Consider the following 25,440-nt stretch of genomic DNA (forward strand, 5'->3'; position numbering starts at 1 on the left):
TAAATCTTGTAATAAGCTCTTATTTTTCATCCTAAATAAATAGGCTGTCGTAAAATGAAAGGTTTTTCAGTGACCTCGGTAATTTGCCCGATTTTTTTATGCCTTTCAGACAGCAAGAAATGATTACATAATATAAGAAAGGAAGGTAATAAACACCTTCCCTTTTCTTACTTTATAATCTTTATTATCCTGTAATACAGTAGAATTCAGGACATGGAGTAGATTGCGTAAAAGTTCCCCACGGACAAATACAGGTATAGACATCTCCGCCGCCGCCGGGATTTCCAGGATCTCCTCCCGGATCTTGGTACGGCACACATTTTCCGCCGGAGCATATTTCATTGGCTCCACAGCCGCCTGAACCGGGACCTCCTCCCTCAATGCAATACGCAGGACCGTAGCCTGCAGAAATTCTTTTTTTGTCTTCTCTTGAAAGCTTTTTAAAATTTTTCATAGTTTTTTGATTTTGATGTACTCCTACTCTGTCAGCTTTTCGGAAACCGCTTTATTATGATAAGTATTTAACTATAAAATTCTAAAAATATTATTCACCAATATATGAAAATTCATTCATATTTTATTTCCATTGAAAAATTAATCAAAATATCCCACAATAGTTTGATTTATTAAAATTTTGATTATCTTTACATTAGTATCAAATTTTTAACTAAAACAATATGAAAAATTTAAAAAAACTAAGCAAAAGCCAATTAAAGGGAATTAAAGGAGCAGGAGGAATTAAGTCTTTTCCGGATGAACCGGATTTCTGTATGTACGTTTGCGGGGACGTCATTGTATGCGCTGCATGCAGCAAAGATTTCGAATGTCCTGTAACGGATATGTAGACTGCAAAAAAGTTATAAAAAACCGTTCCTTTTGGAGCGGTTTTTATTTTTGGGAAACTTTAATCAAACAACCTCAACTGCTGATCTTTTGCTCCCGTAAATCCTTTTGTGGAAAGTTTCGGAAATTCTTTTCCATCGAAAAACTTTTTCCGTCCTATTTTAAAGGTATTGTGAATCATTTCTGCAATATTTCCCTCCCCTTTCTGTCTGTCGAAGAATTTTTTCTCACCTAATTTTCCGCCCCGCATGGAACGGATGAGATTTAAGACTTTCTGAGCACGGTCAGGAAATGCATTTTCAATCCAGTTCACAAAAACCGGCTCTACAGAATCATTTAATCTTACCAGAGTGTATCCGAAACTTTGCGCTCCTGCTTCAGAGATTGCTTTTAAAATGGTTAAAGGTTCATCGCTGTTTAATCCTGGAATAATCGGCGCGACCATCACATTGACAGGAATTTTATGTTCAGACAGAATTTCTATGGCTTTCAACTTGTTTTTTGCAGCGCTGGTTCTCGGTTCCATCTTTCTTCGAAGTTCCTCATTGATGGTGGGAATGCTAAGAGAAACGGACACAAGATTTTGTTCGGCTAGAGGCTGCAGAATATCGATATCGCGAAGAACCAAAGCGTTTTTTGTAAGAACATGAACCGGATGTCTGTAATCCAGACAGACCTGCAGTATTTTTCTTGTAATCTCAAACTGCCTTTCTGCGGGTTGATAACAGTCTGTATTTCCTGAAAGTAGAATGGGAGCCGGCCGATATCCTCTTTTCTGAAAAAACTTTTCTAATAGTTCCGGCGCATTTTTCTTCACCATGATCTTCCTTTCAAAATCAATTCCTGCGCTGTATCCCCAATATTCATGAGTAGGTCTTGCAAAGCAATAGGAGCAGCCGTGTTCACAACCCTGATAAGGATTCATGGAGTACTCCATCGGAAGATCATCACTTTTCACCTGATTGACAATGCTTTTTGGGAAAACTTCGGTGAAAGAAGTCTTTACGATTTCGAAATCATCATCTTCAGGCTCAAAGGTATATCGGTCGAAACGGTTGATAACATTTCGCTGTGCGCCCTGACCTTTTATGATATTTTCGTTCTGCATTGATGATGTAAAATTAGAGTGGAATGATGATAAAAAAATCAATTTTAACATTAAAGTTATCCACAAGAAAAATCCGAAGCTTTAAAAGCTCCGGATTTTAACATGATTTAGATATATTTTTTAACTACTTCAGTGCATAAAATTCTACTCCGTGATATTCATCATCGTAGCTTTTGTCTTCGAAATGTCTGTGATAATCCGAATAGGCATCACTGTATTTTTTATCTTTTCTGTGTAATATTTTTTTTATTCCTATGATACTTAATACTGCCAAAAGACCAACTCCTCCTGCCAGTAAAACTCCGACTTCTTTTTTCATATTCTGTCTGATTTATATATTCTCGTTATTGCAAAAAGTATACCCAAACATTTTCTGTCACGATAAATTTTGTTAACAGATATTGAAAAAATTTAAAAATATAATCTTTGCCAATACCACAACAAAGCGATCAATGGTTTAATTATTGTAGTTTAAAACAAAAATATTATTATGGAAAATACAGACAATATTGATAAAATGACAACCTTAAGTCAGGTAATGGCAAAATTGGCACAAAGAGGAGTACACCGTGAGTTCAGAATGAATGAACAGTGCGAAATGAAGTTTGAAAATTCAGACAAGGTGTATAAGCCTTCAGAATTAACGGTTCTGAAAACGTACCGTTTCGAGGGAGACAGCAATCCTGATGATAATGCAGTGCTTTATCTGGTAAAAGATACGGCAGGAAACATGGGAATGATCATCGATTCTTACGGAGCAGACAGCAATTATCCCGGCGAAGAATTCGATCAGTTTTTAAGAGCCATCACCATTGATGAAAGCGACGATTACAATTTCTAAATTTAAATATGATAAAAATCCGGAACTTATTCAGTCCCGGATTTTTCTTTTTTCTTAAATATGCCTTTCAGAAAACCTTTCTTCTCAGTTTCTTTTTTGGGCTGCTCTTCTTTATTCTGGTCGGGTTTGTTTTTTATCTCCTGCCCGAGTTCTTTTACAGACTGCTTCATGCCTTTTACATCTTCCTTTACATTTTTAACGGTCTTTTTAGCACCGTCTATATTAATTCCGATCAAAGTTTTCTTCAAGCCCTGTTCAATTCCTTTCCAGAAAAGGTTGAAGAAGGATTTGGTAGGATCTCTTTCCACATCTTCCACCTGTACATCCTCAGGAAGTTTTCCCGAGTCTGTTTTTACCAGAAGATTGGCAACGGCAGTTAAAAACCCTTTCTTTTCACGGTTGTTTTTATCTAACACCGCAATTTTAAGGTCTTTATGTTTCAGATTAAAACTTCCGTTCAGTCCTTTCGGATTCCCTCTGAAATTAAACAGCATTTCCTGAATAGTTCCCGTTGCCGTAACATGAAGATAAGGACGGATGAACGGGTTGATTCCCTGCGCCGGAAGATTGGTGGTTCTTCCCGAAATAGCAAACACATCACGCTGATCGGCAACATCAAAATTCCAGTTGACCGAAAGCGGAGCAAGCTTCATAAAAGAACAGTCTATTTTGATGTCTACTCTTGTCGGTTTTCCTTTCATTTTGGCAGAGTTGAGGTTTCTAACATTCATATTAAAGTTGCTGAATGTCAGTTTTCCCGGTCCTGCACTTTCAGGCGTATCTTCTTCATACACAAGAACAGAGTTTCTAAGATTCAGATTATTAACAACCATCGGGATTTTTATAGAGCGTAGCAATCTGGAATATAAAGGTTTTTCTTTGGGATCGTCTTTCGGGATTTTACTTCTGAAAATATTGGCATCGGCAGACTCAATGGTTACATTAGAAGCGTTAATCGACTTATTCTCCGAAAACAGATCCCACGTTCCGTTTGCCGTAATCTGATTTACTTTAATATCGTATAAATCTCTTTCCACAGGAATCATTTTGATAAACTGCGCTCTCGAAACGAGAGGCTTCATCGCAAACTGAGAGAGCCGGATATTGTTTTTATCCACCTTCAAAGCGCCGGAAGTCATATGATAAAACTGCGTTTTGTAAGCGAAATTCCCCGAAGTCAGCGCATAGTTTTTTACATCAACCACAATTCCTGAGTTGTCCGGTTTTGAGGAAAGCTGAATATCATTAATGGTTGCATTGAGACGGGCAAAACTCAACGGCTGGTTGTTTTTCTCATACGTAATATCAGAATTCTTCAGCACTACTTTTCTGATGATTATCGGAAACTGAATCCCACTGAGATTGGTTGTTTTTTTCGCTGTTTTTATTTCTCCCGCTTTGATGCTTCCTTTCACCTGATCTACCAGAACATCTTTTACATCAAGATTCAGTTTTTTATCAACGGATTCCCATTTATTGATGTTGAAACCAATATAATTTGCGACAAGATTCATGGAAGTTTTTCCTGCTGCTGAACCATTCGGAACGACGGAAATATTTCGGATTTCTCCTTTTTTCGGATTTAATGTGAAACTTTTTACATTAAAATCCTGATGATCGGAGTACAAAATATCCTGCGCTGAAAACTGAAAGTCTTTATATCCTACCGGAATCAGCTCTTCCCTTGTTTCCTTGTCAAATCTCAGTGTATTGATGTTCAGGTTTGCCTTTTGTGCGTAGAGAAGTTTTTCTCCGTTAGGTTTCATCACCTGAACAGTAGCATTGTTTAGCTTAATATCTTCCAGATCAATATCAAAATTAAGCGGTTTTTTAGGCTTTACCGGAGCTGCATCGGTGGTGTAAATCTTAAAATCAGGATTATAAAAAACAGCATTTGCCAAAGACACTTTATTCTTTTTCAGAACAATATCTTTGAATTCCATTTTTTCGATATTAAACTGAAAAAGCTGCGTCTTTTTAGGATAATATTTTTTAAACTGTTCAAAAGTAACGAGTGGAGTCAGTTGAAACTGATCAATCGACATCCGTCCGTTTCTCGTTTCTATTTTATTGATTTCCAATGCATACATATTATCCGGACGGAAGAAGAAATTACTTCCTTTAATTGAGTACTGATCGAAAACCACTGGCAATTTATCTTCTACAGATTCTTCCGTCATCTGAAGATTTTCCACATACAGATTCAGATCCTGCACCGAAAAAAATTTCTGTTTCGTAAATCTGAAAATGCTGATATTTCCTTCATTGATTCTGATGTTGTCAAAACGTACCGGATTTCTTTTTTTTCCCGTTTTTGTATCAACCGGTTTCGCAAGAATAATATTCAGATTAGGTTTAGACAGCAGTAAATCTGATGAGCTGATCTGCTTGTTGAAAATGGCATCATAAATGCCGAAACGGCTTATTTTCAAAGTGTCAATCGTACCCTGAAGTCCGATAACATTGAAATTCTGGGGGTTTTTGCTATTGACGGTAATTCCTGTCGAAAGAATATTCCCCGACAGAAGATCAACATCCAGACTTTTGTAGGAAACTTTATAATCCGTATTGTTTTTAATGTACTTCGGAAGCCTTGTTTTCAGCCAGAAATTAAGCCCAAGATTTGCCAGCAAAACAATTACCAGCAAAATTCCCAGAGCAAGAAATAATTTTTTTACCCATCCTTTCATTTTTTGTGATTTGGTTTTAATTCAATATTCTATTAATTTTTAACAGTCAATTCAATTACATACCCTTCATGTCCTCTTACGTTAATAAACTCGCCTCCGTCGAAACCTAAGTACTGCCCTTTAATTCCAGTTAATTTCCCTGTATATTCAGGTCTTTTATCAAGGGTAAAAGATGTTACTTTTTCAGGTTTTTCAAACGGATAATCAAATCTCCACAGATTTTCCCCTTCACTGTAGAACTTCTGGAAATCTTCAGGAAAATATTCTTTAATTTTCTGCTGAAAATCGGCAAGATCTATCTCGTCTTCAAAATCGTCCTGAAGCATTTTCTTCCAGCTTGTTTTATCGGCAACATGCTGCTTCAGAGCAACTTCTATCATTCCCGCTTCATATCGGTTTTCTGTTCTGGCAATCGGCAGCGCAAATGTAGCGCCCTGATCGATCCATCTTGTAGGAATCTGCGTATTTCTCGTAACCCCTACTTTTACTTCTCCCGTGTACGCAAGATAAACGGTATGTGGCTGTAACTGAATTTCCTTTTCTATATCCAAATCCCGTTCCGCAATTCCAAGATGCGCTGTGGAAAGTTCGGGACGAATGATGGTATCGCTTGCATAAGGACTTTCAAAGAAGCAGTTTTTGCAGAAGCCCATTCTGTAAATCGGTTTATTTTCGCCACAGTTTACGCATTGGTACCCCGTATGTTTTATGGTAAGTTCTTTTCCGAAAAGTTCGTTCATGTGGATAAGATCACCGGAAAGATTAAGGTAATATTGGATCGGCTCGTCGTGGAAGCTCGTCATCTTTAAAATTTGCCCTTGAAACTGCATTGTATTAAGTTTAAGTAAATATAAAAAAAATTAAAATTTATTTGATTTTGTTCTCAGATTTCAGCAGGTTGATTTCTTCTTTCAAAGCATCAATCTGATTCTGAAGTTTTTTTACGTCCGGATTGTTCATATTTTCAGAATGTGGCGAATATTGCCAGATTAAATGAATATCTTTTATCAGATCATTATGCTCATCCAGCCTTTTTTTACTGAGGGAAACACTGTCATTCAGTACCGTAATTCTCAGAAAATTGCTTTCTCCTTCTTTAAAAGGCTCATAATTGATGATGGCGAGTTCCGGATGATTTTCTCTGATCTTTCTGATGTAATTTTCAGACCGTTCTTTCAGTGTTTCTTTATCCCATTTCTTTTTGGTAAGCAAAACACTCGGAAGCAGAATAATAACAGAAGCCAGACTTATAATTAATGAGTTCTTTCTGTTCGCCGCCTTTCCTTTTTCCATGTAGTACTTCTGATAACCGAGTACAAGACTCAGAATCCATGTTCCTACCGCAATAAAGAAACAATTGATTAGGTAAAAATAAAATCCGCCCCAGAAATATTCCCAGTTTCCGTTGGCAATCCCGAATCCTGCTGTACAAAGCGGCGGAATACAGGCGGTAGAAACCGCAACTCCGGCAATTACTTTTATGGCTTCTTTTCTTACAATTCCCAGAAACCAGGCAAAACCGCCCAACAAAGCCAGAGAACAGTCGAAAATAGTCGCTGTTTTAAAACTTTCCAGTTGTGAAGTTTCCGAGTGAAAAGGAGAAACAAGGAAATACAGAGTGGAAGAACAAAGGGCAACGATAATCATCAGAAGCCAGTTGAAAATGCCCAGCTTTATCAAATGCCTGTTTCCGATAGAAAATCCGAATGCAATGCCTACAACAGGTCCCATTAAAGGAGAAATCAGCATCGCTCCGATTACTGCCGCCGAACTGTTGATATTTAAACCGATGCAGGCAATTCCCATAGAGATCACCAGAAGCCAGAGATTATGCCCGCGAAAGTAGATTCCCTCTTCAATTTCCTGAAAAGTAAATTCTTCCTCTTCTTCTTTTGGCAGGGTGAATAATTTTTGAAAATTAATCATTTATGATATTTATAGCAAAAGTATAAAAAGAGCATCCAAGTATTTTAATAAATTTGTTGAATTAAAAACCAACAAATGAATTATCTCATAACCGGAGGAAGCGGTTTCATAGGTTCCCATCTTGCTGAGCAATTATTGAAAAAAGGACATTCTGTCATAAACATTGACAATTTTGATGATTTCTACAGCTATCAGATAAAAATTCAAAATACTTTAGACGCTATTCAATATTTTTCGGATTTTGAATACTCCGGAAAAGATAATGATATTAAAAAATTAATTTCTCTTTCACAATCAGAAAATTACAGGCTCTATTATCAGGACATCCGCGACAAAAAAGGGTTGGAGGAAATATTTAAGAACCATAAAATAGACACCGTCATTCACCTTGCTGCACTTGCGGGAGTCCGTCCTTCTATTGAAAGACCTTTAGAATACGAAGAAGTCAACATCCGCGGAACCATGAATCTCTGGGAACTCTGTAAAGATTTCAATATCAATAAATTTGTCTGTGCTTCCTCATCAAGCGTTTACGGAAATAACGAAAAGATCCCTTTTTCTGAAACCGACAATGTAGACAATCCCATTTCTCCATATGCGGCAACCAAAAAATGTGGTGAAATTTTAGGACACGTTTATCATGATTTATACAAAATAGATATGATCCAGCTCAGATTTTTCACAGTTTACGGACCGAGACAGAGACCTGATCTTGCCATCCACAAATTCACAAAATTAATTTCCGAAGATCAGGAAATCCCTTTCTACGGAGATGGAAGTACAGCGAGAGATTACACTTATATTGATGATGTTGTTGACGGTATTTTAAAATCAATCCGCTATCTGGAAAATCATTCAGATGTTTATGAAATTGTTAATCTGGGCGAAAGCGAAGTAATTAATTTAAACGAAATGCTTTCCACCATCGAAAAAACTTTGGGAAAATCTGCCATCCGCAAAAATCTGCCAATGCAGCCTGGAGATGTACTGAAAACCAATGCCGATATTGCCAAAGCAAAGACATTAATTGGCTACAAACCTGACACAAACTTCCAAAATGGCATAAAAAAATTTGTGGAATGGTTTTTGAGAAAATGACCTCAGTAAGCCGGAAAAAGTACTTTAAACACTTTCTAAAGGCGCACGGTGAACAAAATTTAACAAAAAGAATTGAAAATCAAGTATAAAAAAGCATATAATATAAGCTAATTTTATACTTTTGCAAAAAATTAAAAAATTATGTACTGGACATTAGAATTAGCTTCATACTTAAGTGACGCACCTTGGCCAATGACTAAAGCAGAGCTTATCGACTACGCAATCAGAACTGGTGCACCAATGGAAGTAGTGGAAAATCTTCAGGCTATCGAAGATGAAGGAGAAATTTATGACGCGATCGACGAGATCTGGAGCGATTATCCTACGGACGAAGATTATCTTTGGAACGAAGACGAATATTAATGAAAAGCATTAAGCTTTAGGCACTGCTTAGAGCTTTTTTGCCCTTTTTTATATATTATTTTTACACAATAAGTGTTATTTAAAACGCTTAAAGGATATCCTTTTAAGCATAAAGCAAAAAATTTATGAGTTTTTTAAACAAAGTTCTAAAAGGGTTTTTGGGAGACAAAAAAGCGCAGGACCTAAAAGAAGTAAAAAAAGTTGTAACAAAAATCAAAGCTGTTGAACCCGCTATTCAGCAATTGTCTGATGATGGTTTAAGAGAAAAAACTGCTGAGTTTAAAGAAAATATTAAATCTGCAACCAGCAAAATCACAGCACAGATAGAACAGATCCAGGAGCAGATCAAAAATTCGAAAAACGTAGACGAAAAAGAAGCGCTTTTCTCGAAGATTGAGTCTCTGAAAAAAGAATCATACGAAATTGAAGAAAAAGTTCTGAGCCAGATTCTTCCTGAAGTTTTCGCTTTGGTGAAGGAAACAGCAAGAAGATGGGCGCAAAACGGAGAAATCCGCGTAACGGCTTCAGACTGGGACAGACAATTGGCTGCCGCAGGAAAAGATTTCGTGGAAATTCAGGGAGATCAGGCTGTATGGAAAAACTCATGGGACGCTGCAGGAACGCCTGTAAACTGGGACATGGTACATTACGATGTTCAGTTTATCGGGGGTATTATCCTACACAGCGGTAAAATTGCCGAAATGGCGACCGGAGAAGGTAAAACTTTGGTAGGTACGCTTCCAATTTTCTTAAATGCACTTCCGGGAAGAGGTGTTCACGTAGTAACGGTGAACGACTATCTTGCTAAAAGAGACTCGGCGTGGATGGGACCATTGTACCAATTCCATGGAATGTCAATCGACTGTATCGATAATCACCAACCGAACTCGGACGGAAGAAGAAAAGCATACAATTCAGATATTACCTACGGAACCAATAATGAATTTGGTTTCGATTATCTGAGAGATAACATGGTAACTTCACCTTCAGAACTGGTGCAGAGAGAACTGAATTTTGCCATCGTGGATGAGGTGGATTCTGTATTGGTAGATGATGCCAGAACACCGTTGATTATTTCAGGTCCGGTTCCACAGGGAGACAGACAGGAATTTGATGTTCTTAAACCTTCTATCGACAGAATCGTTGAAGTTCAGAAAAAAACAGTTTCTACTATCTTTAACGAAGCAAAAAAATTAATCGCTGCAGGAAATACAAAAGAAGGAGGTTTCAAACTCCTACAAGCTTACAGAGGTCTTCCTAAGAGCAGACAATTAATTAAATTCTTATCGGAAAGCGGAAACCGTGCATTGCTTCAGAAAGTAGAAGCGCAGTATATGCAGGACAACAACCGCGATATGCCGATCGTAGATAAAGATCTTTACTTCGTTATTGAAGAAAAAAACAATCAGGTTGATCTTACAGACAAAGGTGTTGAATACATGTCTCAGGGAAACTCTGATCCTAACTTCTTCGTTCTTCCGGACATTGGAACAGAAATCGCAGAACTGGAAGCTAAGAATTTATCTAAAGAAGAAGAATTCGAAGCGAAAGAAAGACTTTTCTCTGATTTTGCTGAAAAATCTGAAAGAGTTCACACGATGAGCCAACTGTTGAAAGCGTATACATTATTTGAAAAAGATGATGAATATGTAGTAATTGACGGTGAGGTAAAAATCGTTGATGAACAGACTGGTCGTATCATGGAAGGAAGACGTTATTCAGACGGTCTTCACCAGGCGATTGAAGCGAAAGAAAATGTAAAAATCGAAGCTGCAACCCAGACGTTTGCAACTATTACCCTTCAGAATTATTTCCGTATGTACAACAAACTTGCGGGGATGACGGGTACTGCAGAAACGGAAGCAGGTGAGCTTTGGGAAATTTATAAATTAGATGTGGTGGTAATTCCTACCAACCGTCCGATTTTAAGACACGACAGACAGGATTTAGTTTTCAAAACTAACCGGGAAAAATACAATGCCGTAATTGAGGAAATTGAAAAATTAACTGCTGCAGGAAGACCTGTTCTGGTAGGTACAACTTCTGTTGAAATTTCACAGTTATTATCAAAAGCCCTTCAGTTAAGAAAAATTCCGCATCAGGTTCTGAATGCAAAACTTCACAAGAAGGAAGCAGAAATCGTTGCCGGAGCAGGACAGCCGGGTGTTGTAACCATTGCAACCAACATGGCAGGTCGTGGTACGGATATTAAATTATCTAAAGAGGTAAAAGAAGCAGGAGGTCTGGCAATCATCGGGACAGAAAGACACGATTCAAGACGTGTTGACAGACAGTTGAGAGGTAGAGCAGGAAGACAGGGAGATCCGGGAAGTTCTCAGTTCTATGTTTCTCTGGAAGATAACTTAATGCGTTTATTCGGTTCTGAAAGAATTGCTAAAATGATGGACAGAATGGGTCATAAGGAAGGTGAAGTGATTCAGCATTCCATGATCTCAAAATCTATCGAAAGAGCACAGAAAAAAGTAGAGGAAAACAACTTCGGAACAAGAAAGAGACTTCTTGAGTACGATGATGTAATGAACAAACAGCGTGACGTTATCTACAAGAGAAGAAAGAATGCTTTGTTCGGAGATCACCTGAAGTACGACATCACCAATATGATCTTTGACGTGGCAAATTCTATCGCAGCAAAAGGAAAAGCGACAGGAAGCTATAAAGATTTCGAATACGAGATCATCAAAACATTTACGATGGAATCTCCGGTTTCTGAGAACGATTTCAAGAATAAAACGGTTCAGGATTTAACGAACATTTTATTCAAAGCTGCTCAGGAAGATTATCAGATGAAGCTGAACTTACTAAAAGAAAAATCGTTCCCGATTATCGAGAATGTTTATCAGAATCAGGGTTCAATGTTCAGAATGATTCAGGTTCCTTTCACAGACGGTCATAAAACAATGACGATCGTAACCGATCTTAAAGAGGCTTATGAAACGCAGTGCGACAGCTTAATCAATGATTTTGAAAAGAACATCACGTTATCCATCATCGATGAAAACTGGAAGCTTCACCTTCGTGAAATGGACGATTTAAGAAGATCTTCACAGGGAGCTGTTTACGAACAGAAAGATCCGTTGGTAATTTATAAGCAGGAGTCTTTCCACTTATTCAGCGAAATGATCGAGAAGCTAAACAAAGAGATTATCTCATTCTTATACAAAGGTGAAATCCCTGCATAAGAATTATTAACAATAATTTAAAAACCGTTACAATTCAGTTTGTAGCGGTTTTTTGTTGCTGTTATTCGTTCCTTTTATGACAAAAATCAATTTTATTATTTATTTAGAATAATTAAAAACAATATATTTGCATAAAAATTTAAGGTTTCATGAAAAATGTACTGATCTGTGCTTCGCTGTTAGGTTCCATGCTAACGTTTGCTCAGGAAAAAGATTCAATTAAAGGAAATGATATTGAAGAGGTAATTGTAAAGGGGAAATATTACAAGAAATATGTAGAAAAGGAAGGTTCTTCTTCTATTCGTCTGGACGAAGAATTAATCAAGATTCCTCAGAATGTTTCTATCATTACAAACAGAGCATTGGAAGATCAGCAGGTTACCACTTTGGGAGACGGTGTTCTTAGAAATGTTGCCGGAGCTCAACGATTGGAACACTGGGGAGATATGTACACCAGAGTAAATATGAGAGGTTCCAGAGCCGCAGCTTTCATGAATGGGGTAAATGTAACTTCAAACTGGGGACCGCTTAGCGAAGATATGTCGTATGTAGACCACATTGAATTTGTAAAAGGACCATCCGGATTTTTGATGTCTAACGGAGAACCGAGCGGAATTTACAATATCGTTACCAAAAAACCGACAGGACAGTCTCTAAACGGATCTGCAAGAGTAACTCTCGGAAGCTTCAATATGTACAGAGGAGAAGCTGATGTAGATACTAAAGTTACAGATAAAGTGGCTTTCAGATTAAATTTAATGGCTCAGAATAAAAACAGTTTCAGAGACTATGAATTTAATGACAGATACATCATTAATCCTTCCTTAAAGGTAAATCTTACCGATAAAACGACTTTAACAGCAGAATATATTTACCAGAAAGCAAAAATGTCTGAAGTAGGATCTGCTTATGTTTTCAGCTATGAAGGCTATGCCACAAAACCGGTTGAATACACCATGACCGATCCCGGAATTGCACCCACCAATGTGGATAATAATACCGTAAATGTAAATATTCAGCATAAATTTAACAGCAATTGGAAACTAACGTCACAGCTAACTTATGTGAATGAATATACTTTAGGAAGCGACATCTGGCCTTCTCAATTTTTACCGAATGGAGACATGATCAGAACGCTTTATTTCTGGGAAGCAAGCAATGTGATGAAATTCGGACAGGTATTTCTGAACGGTTATTTCAAAACAGGAGCTGTTTCTCATAAAATCTTAACAGGGCTGGATCTCGGCTCTAAAAAATATATGGCAGACTGGAATCAAAAACATGATTTAGACACAGCCGCAAAACCTTTTAATATCAACTCCACTACATACAGCCCGCCTTCCAACGGATACGCTAGTTTTGACACAAGTACTTCGCTGGAAAGCAGAGCAACTCCATACGGAACTATTGAACAAAATTATACCGGTTTATATATTCAGGATGAATTAGGATTTTTTAATGATGCTTTGAGATTAACCCTTGCTGCGCGTTATACCAATGTGAAAGAAAATTCTTACGGAACCAAAGCAGAAGCAGACAAAATTACGCCGCGAATCGGAATAAGCTATTCGATTGACGATAATACTTCTGTGTACGGTTTATACGATCAGTCTTTCGTTCCTCAGGCAGGATTTTTCAGAACCGGAGGAATTCCTAAACCTATTACCGGAAATAATATGGAAGTTGGGGTAAAAAGAGACTGGTTCGGCGGAAAATGGAACACTACATTGTCTTTATACAATATCATCAAAAGAAATTCTACTGTTGCAGATCCTGCAAACAGTGCTCTTGAAAACTTTATTATTGATTTGGGCAAAACAAGAGTTCAGGGAATTGAATTTGATCTGAAAGGTGAAATCACAAGAGGATTTAATGCCATCTTTAACTACGCTTTCACGGAAAACAAAATTACAGAATCCAATGATCCTGTAAGCAATCCTGTAGGAATGAGAATTCCGGGTTACGCGAAACACACGATGAACGGATGGCTGAACTACACCTTTACACAGGGAACTCTGGAAGGTTTCGGGTTATCTTTTGGAGGAACCTATCTTGCAGACCGAAGCAGTTGGAACTGGGCAAATAGCGGAACGCAGAAAGATATGGACGATTATGTAAAATTCGATGCAGGACTTTCGTGGGAAAACACAAAATTCAGAGTCGGACTCAATGTCTTCAATGTTTTCAACAGGTATCTTTATTCGGGATCGCCATATGGAGCGTACTACTATTATCAGGCAGAAGCTCCGAGAAACTTCAGACTTTCTGTCGGATATAAATTTTAATTATCAATCTTAAAAGTTAGCCTTTCCGAAGGCTGACTTTCCTTTCATTAAAAGTTTAATAAAAATGAGGAAAAAGCATCATCATAAAAAAAAACCAAGTGCTTTAAAAAAATGGACGGGAAAACTGCATTTGTGGCTGGGTCTTGGGATTGGATTTCTGATCTTCATTATTTCGATAACGGGAGCATTGTACGTTTTCAAGGATGAAATTGAAAATGCGACGAGAAAAGACGTGATCTATCATAACGAGCAGAATATCGATCAGAAACAGATTCTTCCGATCAGAACGCTGGAAAAAGCAGTGGTGGCGCAGGTAAAAGAAAAATATCCAGTGCATTGGGTGAATATTCCGATTGATAAAAAGATGTCCTATCTTTTCTACTGGTACGAACACGATCCGAAAGGCTGGAATTATTTTGATGAATTTCCCATTTACAAAGTTGCTTATGTAAATCCCTATAACGGAAAAGTTTTAGGAACCTACGACGAGAAAAACGGATTTTTCCAGATCGTTAAAATGATCCACTGGAGTTTTCTTTTAAAACAGTCTTGGGGAACCTATGTTGTGGGAATTCCTGTGCTGATTTTTGTATTCATGCTGATTTCTGGAATCATTCTGTGGTGGCCTAAAAATAAAGCCGCAAGAAAACAGCGTTTTTCTTTCAAATGGAAAAATGTTCAAAACTGGAAAAGAAAAAACTATGATCTTCACAATGTTTTAGGTTTTTATGCTTCCGTTTTCGCGCTGATTTTCTCCATCACCGGATTGTTTTACGCCTTTGTATTCGTTCAGTCATCAATATATTTCATCTTTTCCGGAGGAAAAACCGCTTATCCCGACTTTTCATCCATCAAAACAAAAGCACCGATTGAGTTGAGAACCGAAGGAACTTTAGACAAAATAAGCAATACCGTAAAAGCAAAATATCCCGATTCGTATAACTTTTCCATCGATCTCGGACACGAACACATGGACGATCACGAGCATCCGAATTTCGAAGTCTACGTAAAACACCTCTCCTATTCTTACCACAAAAGCAGCAGTTTAATCTTTGATGAAAACTCTGGAGAACTGCTTCATACGCATGATATGAAAGACAAAAATTTCGGCGAAAAAACAGTCGGAGCTAATTACGATATCCACGTCGGATCCATTTTAGGACTTCCCACAAAGATCATTGCTTTCATTGTAAGTTTGATATGTGCTTCATTACCAGTCACCGGCTTCATGATCTGGTGGGGAAGAAGAAAAAAGAAAACCCCGAAAACAACATAATATTTTTTTAAAATAAATCTTTGGTTAATCGTCTAATAATAAGATCTTTTTTATAATTTTAGCCTTTTAGAATTTTAGAACAGAATGTCATTAGTAGATTTGTCAAAAAACGTTGCGCTGGGAATTGATATTGGCGGAACGAACACAAAATTTGGAGTGGTAAACCACAGAGGCGAAGTTTTGGAAAAAGGAAACATCCGCACAGATGCCTATCCTACTGTAGAAGAATATATTGACGCTTTATACGAGGCGGTTCATCCCCTGATCGAAAGCCACGGAAAAGAGAAAAATTTTGATGGAATCGGGGTTGGTGCTCCCAATGCCAATTACTATACAGGAACGATAGAACAGGCTCCCAATCTTCCGTGGAAAGGAACCATCCCTTTTGCTGAACTGATGTCGGCAAAATTCGGGCTTCCGTGTACCATTACTAATGACGCGAATGCTGCAGCCATCGGAGAAATGCTTTTCGGAGCAGCAAGAGGAATGAAAGATTTCATCATGATTACTCTGGGAACAGGCGTTGGAAGCGGCATTGTTGCAGGGGGAAAACTGATCTACGGACACGACGGATTTGCCGGAGAACTGGGACACACCATCGTAAAACCGGGCGGAAGAAAACACTGGAGCACAGGTTCTGAAGGCTGTCTTGAAGCCTATGCATCCGCAACCGGAATTGCGATTACCGCAAAAAAAATGAGAGCCGAATTCCCTGAATCTTTACTGAATCAGTATCCTGAAGAATCCATCAATTCTAAAACCGTTCACGAATGTGCTATACAGGGCGATCCGATTTCTATTGAAGTGTTCCGATATACCGGACAGAAACTGGGAGAAGCTTTGGCAAATTTTGTAATGTTCTCTTCTCCGGAAGCAATTCTTTTATTTGGCGGCGTGATAAAAGCTGGAGATTTTATTTTAAAACCTACCAAACTTCACATGGAAAGAAACCTGCTTCCTATTTTCAGAAACAAGGTAAAATTGGTTTTCAGTGAACTTGACGAAGCGGATGCTGCTATTTTAGGCGCAAGTGCTTTGGTTTGGGAAAAATAACCGGACATTTTGATTATCTGCGTTGATTTCTATTAAATTTTTTAACGCAAAATCGCAATGATTCTCAAATAATACAGGCATCCTTTTTTAAGGGTGCTTTTTTGTTTTTATAACATCTTAGAGATGCTTCGACAGGCTCAGCATGACATCGCTAATACTAATCTCTATGAGTAACAAATTTGCGGCACTGTCATCCTGAGCGCGAAGCAGTCGAAGGATCTTTATTCTAACTCAATATCTTTATTAAATTCTCTCGCAGATGGTGCTGATAACGCAGATTTTGGATTTTTATTTGATGAAACCATTTTTGAGAATTGTGTTTGAAAAAATTTATCTCGGCATAACTTTGCTAATACAAATCTCTATGAGCAACAAATTTGCAGCACTGTCACCCTGAGCGCGAAGCAGTCGAAGGATCTCTACTCTACCTCAATACTATTATTAAAATTTTCATGCAGATTGTGCTGATAACGCAGATTTTTAGATTTTATTTGATGAAAATATTTTTGAGAATTGTGTTTGAAAAAATTTGTCTCATCTATTATGACAATTTGAATTTTGAACGCCCGATTGAAAAACTTTTCCTTATTTTTGATAGGTTTTTTCTCCATTGTTCACAGGAGAAAACAAGAAATTACAATAATTAATTTATGGATAACAACAATTTAGAACAGATTACTTTCGGAGGCGGATGTTTTTGGTGTGTGGAAAGCTGTTTCAATATGCTGAAAGGAGTACAGTCTGCGGTTTCCGGATATTCGGGAGGTCACAAAGACCATCCTACGTATGAAGAAGTGTGCACAGGAGAAACCGGACATGCAGAAGTGGTACAGATCACGTACGATCCTGCTGTTATTTCTTACGAACAGTTAATGGATGTTTTCTTTTTCCTTCACGACCCTACGCAGCTTAACAGACAGGGAAATGATATCGGAACACAATACCGTTCTGTTATTTATTACAAAGACGATGCGGAAAAGGCAAAAGCTGAAGCGGCAATTGAAAAATCCAAAGAATCCGGAAGATGGCAGGGAACCTATGTAACGGAAGTAACGAAATTCGATAAATTCTGGGCAGCGGAACAGTATCACCAAGGATATTATAACGAAAATCCGACTCAACCATATTGCAGCGCTGTGGTAGGACCGAAAATTCAGAAGTTTAAAAAGCATTTCGGCGAACTGGGAATGCTGAATGAACAATAATTTATTGTTTATCCGTTATCAATCATCGTGCTTTATTTTAGCTCAAAGGATTTTTTAATATGACTGATTACGGATAGCTCCAATAACGAAAAAAATCGGGCGGTTTCCAGAGGAAACCGCCCGATTTTTTTTAACATTTGCAAATGATATTCTATTCTTCCATTATCGCATTTTCTCCGGCATATGTTTCAAGGATGTGTTCGGTAACATCTTTTAAGGCTTTTCCATTTTCAGGATGCTTCCCGAGACTTGTAAAAAATTCTACATGATTATTGCTTTTATCGTACCAGACTTTTCCCATTGCATTATCAACAGTAAGTGTATCCGGTCGCATAATCTTTTTCATATTAATAAATGAGTAGCTATGCATTGGTACAACCTCAGCATGAGAATACAGCGAACTGCTGTCCGTTGCCATATAACGGTCTTTGTCCCAATACATATACGGTTTGTCTGTCGCAGGAGAACCCCATCCCGACATAAATCCTAAAGATTTGGAAGTTTTGCTGTTAGAAAAAACAACACCTCCTGTAACCATTAATAAAACAAATGTCATTTCTAAAATGCCTAAGCCGTTTTTCTTAAATACATCTGAAAAAAAAACTGTAGGTGTTACTGTGATAAAAATTTGTTGAAATTTTTCAGACAAATCTTTAAAACTCAGGGAAAAAGTTTCTGTATTATCATTATCTAGTTGTACCCTACTACAAAAATCTTCAAAATTATCATAACTAATATATTTACTTAAATAGAGTAATGCTAAATCATCAATCTTGTAATCTTCATTTTTTTCAACCAAACTTTTATAATATCTTTTGTATGACTTTCCGTCTCTAGAAAAATTATATCGTTCTTCAAATAGAGAGCTTAAATAATCTGATATTGAAGTTATGCTACTGCTGTTCGGAAGTTCATTTCTCGCTGTATCAAACACTGTTTTCAACAAAAATCTTTTCTTCTCATACATAATTTTCAGGTATTAATTATTTGCTGTCCAAATTAGACAAAAATTGGACAGCAAATTTACGGTAATCCGTAAAAATCAAACATTTATGCATTTATGTGCTGTCCATCGTCTGTCCGTAGATTTCAGCAAATCTATCAGATATTTGTAAAAGAAATCAGGGACAAAAAAATAATTAAAAAAAAACAAAAAAAACCTGATTTCAAAAATTACCAGATAAAACGGAAGAAAACTCCGGGTTGGGAAGCAGATGTTTCTCTTCCGTTTTTGAAGGTTCACTTCCCAAAAAAAATTTAAGAAGCGCTTCGAAAATTTTAACAGTGTACAGCTCGGGATTTATTTCCTGAGAGGAAGAAAAATTATCCAAACTCTTATAAAATTTTTAAAAAATGTTAAACTTAATATTAATGCTAATCTCATTAGCGTTCGGGAATAATAATGCCAATACATCATGCAATAACAATGGAAATAATAATAACGGACAGCCAACCACTCAATTGGTAGATCCGGGAACAGGAACTGATCCGGGAGACGGAGTCGATCCGGATGGACCGGGAAGCGGTGGACCAGTTGGTGGAAACACAGGACAAATACCTCCTCCTTTTACAAATCCATAATTTAATATCGGACAGATTGCATAAATCTGTCCTTTTGTTTTACTTTGTAAAAACTAAAACCATGAAAAATTTTTTAGTAATATTCACATTGTTTCTTATTTTTTCTTGTAAAAAAGAAAAACAAGTTAATATTAATCCTCCTACAAACAAATATTTTGAAAGAGCATTAATCTTCAAAAAAAACAACTCTGATTCAGCTTTTTATTATTTTAACTTATCTAAAAATGACTTTTTAGAGAAAAATGATTCTCTTGGTGCAGCAAGAGCTTTAGTAAACATGGCACTCATTCAGTATAATAAAGGAGATTTTTACGGATCAATTGAAACATCATTAGAAACAAACAAATTTCTTAAATCAAGAAATGATATTATTTCAAAAAAAATATTTACTTCCAACTACAACAATATTGCTAATGCTTCTAATAGTCTTAAAAATTATGATAGTGCAATAGTTTACTATAAAAAAGCTATCATAAACGCAAATAATAACGAAGCAAAATACATCTGCTACAATAATATTGGTGCAGCTCTAATAAATCAGGAAAAATACAAATTAGCTCAGATTTATCTTAAGAAAGCAATTTATGCAGATAGTACAAATAATTATTCAAGAGCATTAAACAATTTTGCAAAAGCTAAATATTTTGGTGATAACAATTACAATCCTTTACCTGAATTTTATAAAGCTTTAGAAATAAGACAAAAAAATAATGATGGAGAGGGATTAAATTCAAGTTTCGAAACTTTATCAACATACTATTATGATAAAGACAAAAAGTTGTCTTTAGAGTATGCACAAAAAATGCTCAAAGAAGCAATACAAAATAATAGTCCAGATGATCAGATAACAGCACTGAAAAGAATTATAACACTGCAGCCTGAAAAATATCTTTCAAATTTTAACAAGTTTGATTCCATCAATGATAATTTACAAACCACAAGAAATAAGCATAAAAGCCAATTTGCAATGGTAAGATATGATGTAGAACAAAAGAACGCTATCAACCAAAAACTTACTGCTGATAATAGAATTGAAAGGATAATAAGAAATGTTGGAATTGGTAGTCTAAGCATTCTTTTAATTGTAGGATTTTTCTATTATAAAAAAAGGAAAAAAGGTCTTGAACAGGAAAAAGAACTCGAAGTCAAAAATACGCAGATTAAAATGTCGAAAAAAGTGCATGATGTGGTTGCGAATGGATTGTACCATATGATGATTGATGTTCAGAACAACCCTGAAATGGATAAGACCAAGATTCTTAATAATATCGAAAAGATGTACGAAGAATCCAGAGATATTTCTCACGAAAATATTGCTGAAAAGGATTTTGCACAACGCTTTATTAACATGATTACCTCCTACTCTTCTGAAGAAGTAAAAGTTCTGCCGGTAAGTTATAAAGAAAGCATTTGGGAAAACATTCCTTACAACACACAGCTCGAGCTGTACTACATCATAAGGGAAATTCTTGTGAACATGAAAAAACACAGCAAAGCTCAGCGTGCATCTGTTAAATTTGAAAAAAATGATAAAAATTTAACCATCAGATATACCGATAACGGCGTAGGAATCGATGATCTGGAGCAACAAAAAGGCACAGGAATCCATAATACGGAAAACCGTATTGAAAGCATTGGAGGAGATATTACTTTTGAAAAAAATCCAACAGGTGGATTAATTATTGAGATAACCATACCAATACAATCGAAATATGTTTAAAAAAGTACTGATAGCCGAAGACCATGAAGTCAGAAATTTAGGAGTGGTAAATGCCCTTACCGAATTACAGATTCCGCATTTTGATTTTGTAAATTATTGTGATGATGCCCTGCAAAAAATAAAAGCCGCTGCAACTGCTGATTCCTATGATCTGCTGATTACAGATCTGTCCTTTGATGAAGATCACATTGAACAGAAAGTCAATTCCGGTCAACAGCTCATTGAAGAAGTCAGAAAAATTCAGCCCAACCTGAAAGTAATAGCGTTTTCCATTGAGAAGAAACCGAAGATTATTGATGATCTTTTCAAAACACACAACATCAATGGTTTTGTAAGCAAGGGAAGAAATGACGGAAAAGATCTCAGAAGCACCATTAAAAAAGTTTTTTCCGGAGAAACCGTTATTCCGCAGGAGATTTTAAATTCCATAAGAAATACGTCTTTCGAATTCACAGAATATGATGTTACGCTTATCGAGCTTCTTGCCAAAGGATGGAAACAGGGCGACATTGAAAAACATTTTAAAGAAAATAAAATTACGCCCGACAGCAAAAGTGCCATCGAAAAAAGACTGAATGATCTCCGCTACGAACTGGGAGCCAAAAACAACATCGAACTTGTTGTGATGTGCAAAGACATCGGCATCATCTAGATGCTACACTTCATCGAAAAACTAATAGCCTTTCAGAAACTCTGGAAGGTTTTTTTATTAAATATTCTGCGTTTACGGTTTTCCGTAACGGATCGAAAATTAATGCTCATATTTTTGAAATGTAAAACAATTAAAATTATCATCATGAAAAAACTACTATTAACAGGAGTATTAGGTTTAGGATTATTGTTGCCGACAACCATATCCGCATCAGCAGACCATAGCAACTCAAAAGCAACTACCGAATTTTTCTCTAAAAAAACAAAGAAATCTAAAGCCAACAAAAGCAGAAAAACAAAGAGAAGCAAAACCAGAAGCTCCAGAACTTATTCTCAAAGCAAAGGATGTACGTATAACGGAAAGCAATTATTCGTTGGATCGAGAGGAGGATGTTATTATTACTCCGGAAACAGCAAAGAATACGTAGACAGATCTTACTGTTCCGGCTGTAACTAAATGTAGAAATCTTAAAAACCAAAAACCATGGGAAAATTCGTCATCACACAAAGAGTCAACAAAGAGTATCAGTTTAATCTGAAAGCCGGAAACGGTGAAATTATTTTAACAAGCGAAGGCTACGTTCAGAAAGCATCCTGTATAAAAGGAATTGAATCTGTAAAAATTAATTCTCAGGACGATTCCAGATACGACAGAAGAGAGGCGGTGAACAAGAAAGATTACTTCGTTCCGAAAGCAAGAAACGGAGAAATCATTGGGAAAAGCCAGTATTACAGCACAAAATCCGGAATGGAAAACGGCATTGCTTCCGTAAAACAGAATGCTCCGAAAGCAGAAATTACAGATGAAACTTTAAAGAAATAAAATCATGAAAAAACTAATACCCTTCATCATATTCGCCTTTGGTTCTTTTCTTTTAAACTCGTGCTTTAAAGCAAACGACAGTATAGGACACGAAGGAAGATGTACAGGTTCTGCCAATTGTACCGCCTGTTCCAACTGTTCGCGGTGCGGACATTGCAGCAGCGGCGGAACCTGTGGCGTTTGCGGCGGCGGATCTTCAGAAAGTTATTCTTCCGGCAGAAGTTCAACCAGGAAAAGAAAAACCAAGAAACACACTGCTTCCGATTATTATACTTCTTCAAAAACAAAATCCAATAAGCCTCAAAAAATTATTATTGATGAGGTAAACGTAGACCTTAGTTCCAACCGATACATTACCGGAATTGCAACCACCAATATTTACGAAAAGCCATCTCTGAAATCTTCCGTTGTAGCAAGAGTTTACAAAAACGAAAAGCTGATTCCACTTTCCAAAGAAGGTTCATGGTACAAAATAAAGGTAAAATCTTCCGGCAAGAAAGGGTATGTTTTTTATAAGGATGTGAAGTAATATCAATCTTAAATGAATCGAATTATTAAAAATAAAAATGTTTGATTTTCTTGCGCCTTAAAAAAGCTGAATTTTATTAAACTTTGCGTCTTGACGAATAATCCAACAAAAAAAAAGCGAAGAATCAATTCCTCGCTTTTCTTTATTTCCTGAGCATTTCCGTGTGCGGAATGTCGTCTTCCAGATATTTTTTTCCCGTATCTTCGAATCCGAAATCTTCATAAAATTTCAGCAGGTAATCCTGCGCAGAAATCCTGATTTCAGAAGTGTGGAAACGGTTTTCGATCGTTTCAACCGCATATTGGATCAATTGCCTGCCTAAGCTTTTTCCTCTTGCCTTTTCCGTGGTTAAAACCCGTCCTATTGAAGGTTCGTCATATTTTATTCCTTTGTCGAAAATCCTGCAGTTCGCCAAAACTTCTCCGTCTTCTTCTGCCCAGATGTGAATTGCTTTCTGATCATAACCGTCTAAATCCGGATAAGGACAGTTCTGCTCCACTACAAAAACATCAATTCTGGCTTTTAAAACCGCATACAGTTCAGGAACAGTAAATTCGTCGAAAGTTTTTATTTTCCAGACAATATTACTCATCAAAGCTTACATTATTATTGATCAAAAACTCATTGGTTTTCTGGATGAAACTTAAAATTTCATCACCACCCTCCTTCTTTTCTGCTGAGGTTACATATAATTCCGGCAGATCTTCCCATGTTTTATGAAGCTCTACTTTATAATCCTCCACATTCTTAATCACAACATTTGGCTTCAGCTTATCTGCTTTTGTAAACACGATAGAAAACGGAACGCCGCTTTCACCGCACCACTGGATGAATTCCAAATCGATATTCTGCGGTTTGTGTCTGGAATCTACCAGAACAAAAAGATTAACCAGATTTCTTCGGTTCAGAATATAATTGGTGATCAGTTTTTCAAAATCCTTTCTGATCGATTTCGAAACTTTCGCATATCCGTAACCCGGCAAATCCGTAAGATACCAGTTTTCGTTCACTAAGAAATGGTTGATAAGCTGTGTCTTTCCCGGAGTCTGGGACGTTTTAGCCAGATCTTTATGATTCATCATTGCATTGATGAGCGAAGACTTTCCTACATTCGATCTTCCGATGAAAGCATACTCAGGAAGATTCGGTTCCGGACAATCCTGCCATTTTCCGCTGCTCTTTACAAATGTTGCTGTTTTAATAACCATTTTATTGAATATTTTTAGAAAAACAAACCATTAAGAAAAGCTCTTAATGGTCGTTTTATATTTTATTTTAAACTTTATCTTTTACCCAGTTATAAAGAATTTCATTGAATTCATCGGGTTTTTCCATCATCGCTGCATGACCGCAGTGATCGATCCAGAACAGATCTGAATTCGGAATAAACTTATGCATATCTTCCGCAACTTCAGGAGGCGTTACATTATCCTGTTTACCCCAGATCAGACACGTAGGTGTTTTAATCTTAGGCAGATCGTTCAGCATATTGTGTTTAATGGCACTTCTTGCCAACATTACGGTTTTTATACCCTTCATTCGATCATTTACCACGGCAAAAACCTCGTCTACCAGATCTTCGGTCGCTACGGAAGGATCATAGAAAACCTCCTCGGTCTTCTTTCTTATATAGGAACGGTCATTTTTTCTCGGAAAACTGTCTCCGAAAGTTCTCTCATATAATCCTGAACTTCCTGTAAGCACAAGATTTTTAATAAGATCCGGTCTTGCCAGTGTAAGAATAAGCCCTACATGACCTCCCATAGAATTTCCTACAATCGTTACAGGACCTTCAATATGGGTTTCTATAAATTTAGCAATATATTTTGCTAATGTCGTAAGATTAGTATTGAGTACCGGCAAATCGTAGATCGGCAACTGAGGAACGTATACTTTGAATCCTCTGTCTGAAAAAAAATCTACCATCTTATCGAAATTACTCAAACCACCCATTAAACCGTGCAACAGCACCAATGGATGTCCTTCCCCCGCTTCTACGAAAGTATATTTCTTTTCTTTTTTTGTACTAAATATCATAAAATGCCTTAATAAAGCCTTGCAAAAATACAAATTAAACCTCAAAAATATTTTGATTACCCTAATTTAAAATAAAAATAATATATCAAACTCTTTTTTAAAGTTTTTTTTAAAAATCTATTTATTATGGCGTAAATAAGAGGTTTATCAACGTCCAACATATCAACCCTTTACACTATCGAAATTAAATCTTTAATAAAACTTATTAACA

25 protein-coding genes are annotated in these 25,440 nt (G+C 36.8%); 15 read left to right on the forward strand and 10 right to left on the reverse strand.

Features of this window, described 5'->3' with window-relative positions; translation table 11 throughout:
* Window positions 1-184 precede the first annotated feature (184 nt).
* Entirely contained in the window at window positions 185-454 is a 270-nt protein-coding gene (locus H6W52_RS17025) for a bacteriocin-like protein (RefSeq protein ID WP_076391252.1), read from the reverse strand.
* Window positions 455-677: 223 nt separating this feature from the next.
* Here H6W52_RS17025 and H6W52_RS17030 point away from each other — a divergent pair, with 223 nt between their 5' ends.
* A complete protein-coding gene (locus H6W52_RS17030) occupies window positions 678-845 on the forward strand; it encodes a bacteriocin-like protein (RefSeq protein WP_165762945.1) in 168 nt (55 codons plus the stop codon).
* Between the two features lie 59 nt (window positions 846-904).
* On the opposite strand, the gene H6W52_RS17035 is transcribed toward H6W52_RS17030, so the two are convergent.
* On the reverse strand, window positions 905-1,951 hold the full coding sequence (locus H6W52_RS17035) for a PA0069 family radical SAM protein (RefSeq protein WP_116099115.1): 1,047 nt from the start codon (window positions 1,949-1,951) through the stop codon (window positions 905-907).
* Window positions 1,952-2,075: 124 nt separating this feature from the next.
* Window positions 2,076-2,270: a hypothetical protein gene (locus H6W52_RS17040; RefSeq protein WP_076391248.1), complete on the reverse strand. Its 195-nt coding sequence runs from the start codon at window positions 2,268-2,270 to the stop codon at window positions 2,076-2,078.
* A gap of 171 nt (window positions 2,271-2,441) precedes the next feature.
* Here H6W52_RS17040 and H6W52_RS17045 point away from each other — a divergent pair, with 171 nt between their 5' ends.
* Window positions 2,442-2,792 (forward strand): hypothetical protein, encoded by a 351-nt coding sequence (locus H6W52_RS17045; protein ID WP_116099114.1) that lies wholly within the window; start codon window positions 2,442-2,444, stop codon window positions 2,790-2,792.
* Between the two features lie 26 nt (window positions 2,793-2,818).
* Here H6W52_RS17045 and H6W52_RS17050 read toward each other — a convergent pair whose 3' ends face one another.
* From H6W52_RS17050 to H6W52_RS17060, 3 genes are read right to left on the reverse strand one after another with little or no spacing between them, the layout of a single operon-like run.
* Window positions 2,819-5,482 carry a hypothetical protein gene (locus H6W52_RS17050; RefSeq protein WP_116099113.1) on the reverse strand — a complete coding sequence of 888 codons (2,664 nt, stop codon included), beginning with the start codon at window positions 5,480-5,482 and terminating at the stop codon, window positions 2,819-2,821.
* 32 nt (window positions 5,483-5,514) lie between these two features.
* On the reverse strand, window positions 5,515-6,312 hold the full coding sequence (locus tag H6W52_RS17055; RefSeq protein WP_087706927.1) for a DUF2797 domain-containing protein: 798 nt from the start codon (window positions 6,310-6,312) through the stop codon (window positions 5,515-5,517).
* Window positions 6,313-6,349: 37 nt separating this feature from the next.
* Window positions 6,350-7,408, reverse strand: coding sequence for a DUF389 domain-containing protein (locus H6W52_RS17060; RefSeq protein ID WP_116099112.1), 1,059 nt, complete (start codon window positions 7,406-7,408; stop codon window positions 6,350-6,352).
* A gap of 75 nt (window positions 7,409-7,483) precedes the next feature.
* On the opposite strand from H6W52_RS17060, the gene H6W52_RS17065 reads away from it, so the two are divergent.
* The 7 genes from H6W52_RS17065 (at window position 7,484) to msrA (ending at window position 17,888) form a co-directional block, all read left to right on the forward strand.
* Window positions 7,484-8,506, forward strand: a complete 1,023-nt coding sequence (locus tag H6W52_RS17065; protein WP_116099111.1) for a GDP-mannose 4,6-dehydratase — start codon at window positions 7,484-7,486, stop codon at window positions 8,504-8,506.
* A 141-nt stretch (window positions 8,507-8,647) separates the two neighbouring features.
* A complete protein-coding gene (locus H6W52_RS17070; RefSeq protein ID WP_027382805.1) occupies window positions 8,648-8,869 on the forward strand; it encodes a DUF2795 domain-containing protein in 222 nt (73 codons plus the stop codon).
* A 125-nt stretch (window positions 8,870-8,994) separates the two neighbouring features.
* Window positions 8,995-12,069 carry a preprotein translocase subunit SecA gene (secA, locus tag H6W52_RS17075; RefSeq protein WP_116099110.1) on the forward strand — a complete coding sequence of 1,025 codons (3,075 nt, stop codon included), beginning with the start codon at window positions 8,995-8,997 and terminating at the stop codon, window positions 12,067-12,069.
* A gap of 149 nt (window positions 12,070-12,218) precedes the next feature.
* Window positions 12,219-14,354, forward strand: coding sequence for a TonB-dependent siderophore receptor (locus tag H6W52_RS17080; protein ID WP_116099109.1), 2,136 nt, complete (start codon window positions 12,219-12,221; stop codon window positions 14,352-14,354).
* A 64-nt stretch (window positions 14,355-14,418) separates the two neighbouring features.
* The gene (locus tag H6W52_RS17085; RefSeq protein WP_116099108.1) at window positions 14,419-15,630 is read left to right on the forward strand and encodes a PepSY-associated TM helix domain-containing protein; all 1,212 of its coding nucleotides are present in this window, start codon (window positions 14,419-14,421) and stop codon (window positions 15,628-15,630) included.
* An 84-nt stretch (window positions 15,631-15,714) separates the two neighbouring features.
* On the forward strand, window positions 15,715-16,683 hold the full coding sequence (locus H6W52_RS17090; RefSeq protein WP_087706940.1) for an ROK family protein: 969 nt from the start codon (window positions 15,715-15,717) through the stop codon (window positions 16,681-16,683).
* A gap of 650 nt (window positions 16,684-17,333) precedes the next feature.
* The gene (msrA, locus tag H6W52_RS17095) at window positions 17,334-17,888 is read left to right on the forward strand and encodes a peptide-methionine (S)-S-oxide reductase MsrA (RefSeq protein ID WP_087706943.1); all 555 of its coding nucleotides are present in this window, start codon (window positions 17,334-17,336) and stop codon (window positions 17,886-17,888) included.
* A gap of 151 nt (window positions 17,889-18,039) precedes the next feature.
* Here msrA and H6W52_RS17100 read toward each other — a convergent pair whose 3' ends face one another.
* Entirely contained in the window at window positions 18,040-18,831 is a 792-nt protein-coding gene (locus tag H6W52_RS17100; RefSeq protein WP_123891998.1) for a hypothetical protein, read from the reverse strand.
* Window positions 18,832-19,259: 428 nt separating this feature from the next.
* Here H6W52_RS17100 and H6W52_RS17105 point away from each other — a divergent pair, with 428 nt between their 5' ends.
* From H6W52_RS17105 to H6W52_RS17130, 6 genes are all read left to right on the forward strand, one after another.
* Window positions 19,260-19,469, forward strand: a complete 210-nt coding sequence (locus H6W52_RS17105) for a hypothetical protein (RefSeq protein WP_123891997.1) — start codon at window positions 19,260-19,262, stop codon at window positions 19,467-19,469.
* A gap of 61 nt (window positions 19,470-19,530) precedes the next feature.
* Entirely contained in the window at window positions 19,531-21,189 is a 1,659-nt protein-coding gene (locus tag H6W52_RS17110; RefSeq protein ID WP_185144426.1) for a tetratricopeptide repeat-containing sensor histidine kinase, read from the forward strand.
* The gene (locus tag H6W52_RS17115) at window positions 21,182-21,841 is read left to right on the forward strand and encodes a response regulator (RefSeq protein ID WP_116099104.1); all 660 of its coding nucleotides are present in this window, start codon (window positions 21,182-21,184) and stop codon (window positions 21,839-21,841) included. Before H6W52_RS17110 ends, H6W52_RS17115 begins: the two co-directional genes overlap by 8 nt.
* A 144-nt stretch (window positions 21,842-21,985) precedes the next feature.
* Window positions 21,986-22,297 carry a hypothetical protein gene (locus H6W52_RS17120; RefSeq protein ID WP_116099103.1) on the forward strand — a complete coding sequence of 104 codons (312 nt, stop codon included), beginning with the start codon at window positions 21,986-21,988 and terminating at the stop codon, window positions 22,295-22,297.
* A gap of 27 nt (window positions 22,298-22,324) precedes the next feature.
* Window positions 22,325-22,663, forward strand: a complete 339-nt coding sequence (locus H6W52_RS17125) for a YegP family protein (protein WP_116099102.1) — start codon at window positions 22,325-22,327, stop codon at window positions 22,661-22,663.
* Between the two features lie 4 nt (window positions 22,664-22,667).
* Window positions 22,668-23,192, forward strand: coding sequence for an SH3 domain-containing protein (locus H6W52_RS17130; RefSeq protein ID WP_116099101.1), 525 nt, complete (start codon window positions 22,668-22,670; stop codon window positions 23,190-23,192).
* A 142-nt stretch (window positions 23,193-23,334) separates the two neighbouring features.
* On the opposite strand, the gene H6W52_RS17135 is transcribed toward H6W52_RS17130, so the two are convergent.
* The 3 genes from H6W52_RS17135 to H6W52_RS17145 all read right to left on the reverse strand — a co-directional run bounded on the left by H6W52_RS17135 (window position 23,335) and on the right by H6W52_RS17145 (window position 25,229).
* Window positions 23,335-23,784, reverse strand: a complete 450-nt coding sequence (locus H6W52_RS17135; RefSeq protein WP_116099100.1) for a GNAT family N-acetyltransferase — start codon at window positions 23,782-23,784, stop codon at window positions 23,335-23,337.
* Window positions 23,777-24,400 (reverse strand): ribosome biogenesis GTP-binding protein YihA/YsxC, encoded by a 624-nt coding sequence (gene yihA, locus H6W52_RS17140; RefSeq protein ID WP_116099099.1) that lies wholly within the window; start codon window positions 24,398-24,400, stop codon window positions 23,777-23,779. Before yihA ends, H6W52_RS17135 begins: the two co-directional genes overlap by 8 nt.
* A gap of 67 nt (window positions 24,401-24,467) precedes the next feature.
* Window positions 24,468-25,229 carry an alpha/beta fold hydrolase gene (locus H6W52_RS17145; protein ID WP_087706973.1) on the reverse strand — a complete coding sequence of 254 codons (762 nt, stop codon included), beginning with the start codon at window positions 25,227-25,229 and terminating at the stop codon, window positions 24,468-24,470.
* Window positions 25,230-25,440 lie beyond the last annotated feature (211 nt).

The sequence above is a fragment of the Chryseobacterium sp. C2(2020) genome, from assembly GCF_014218915.1.
Lineage (GTDB): Bacteria > Bacteroidota > Bacteroidia > Flavobacteriales > Weeksellaceae > Chryseobacterium > Chryseobacterium mucoviscidosis.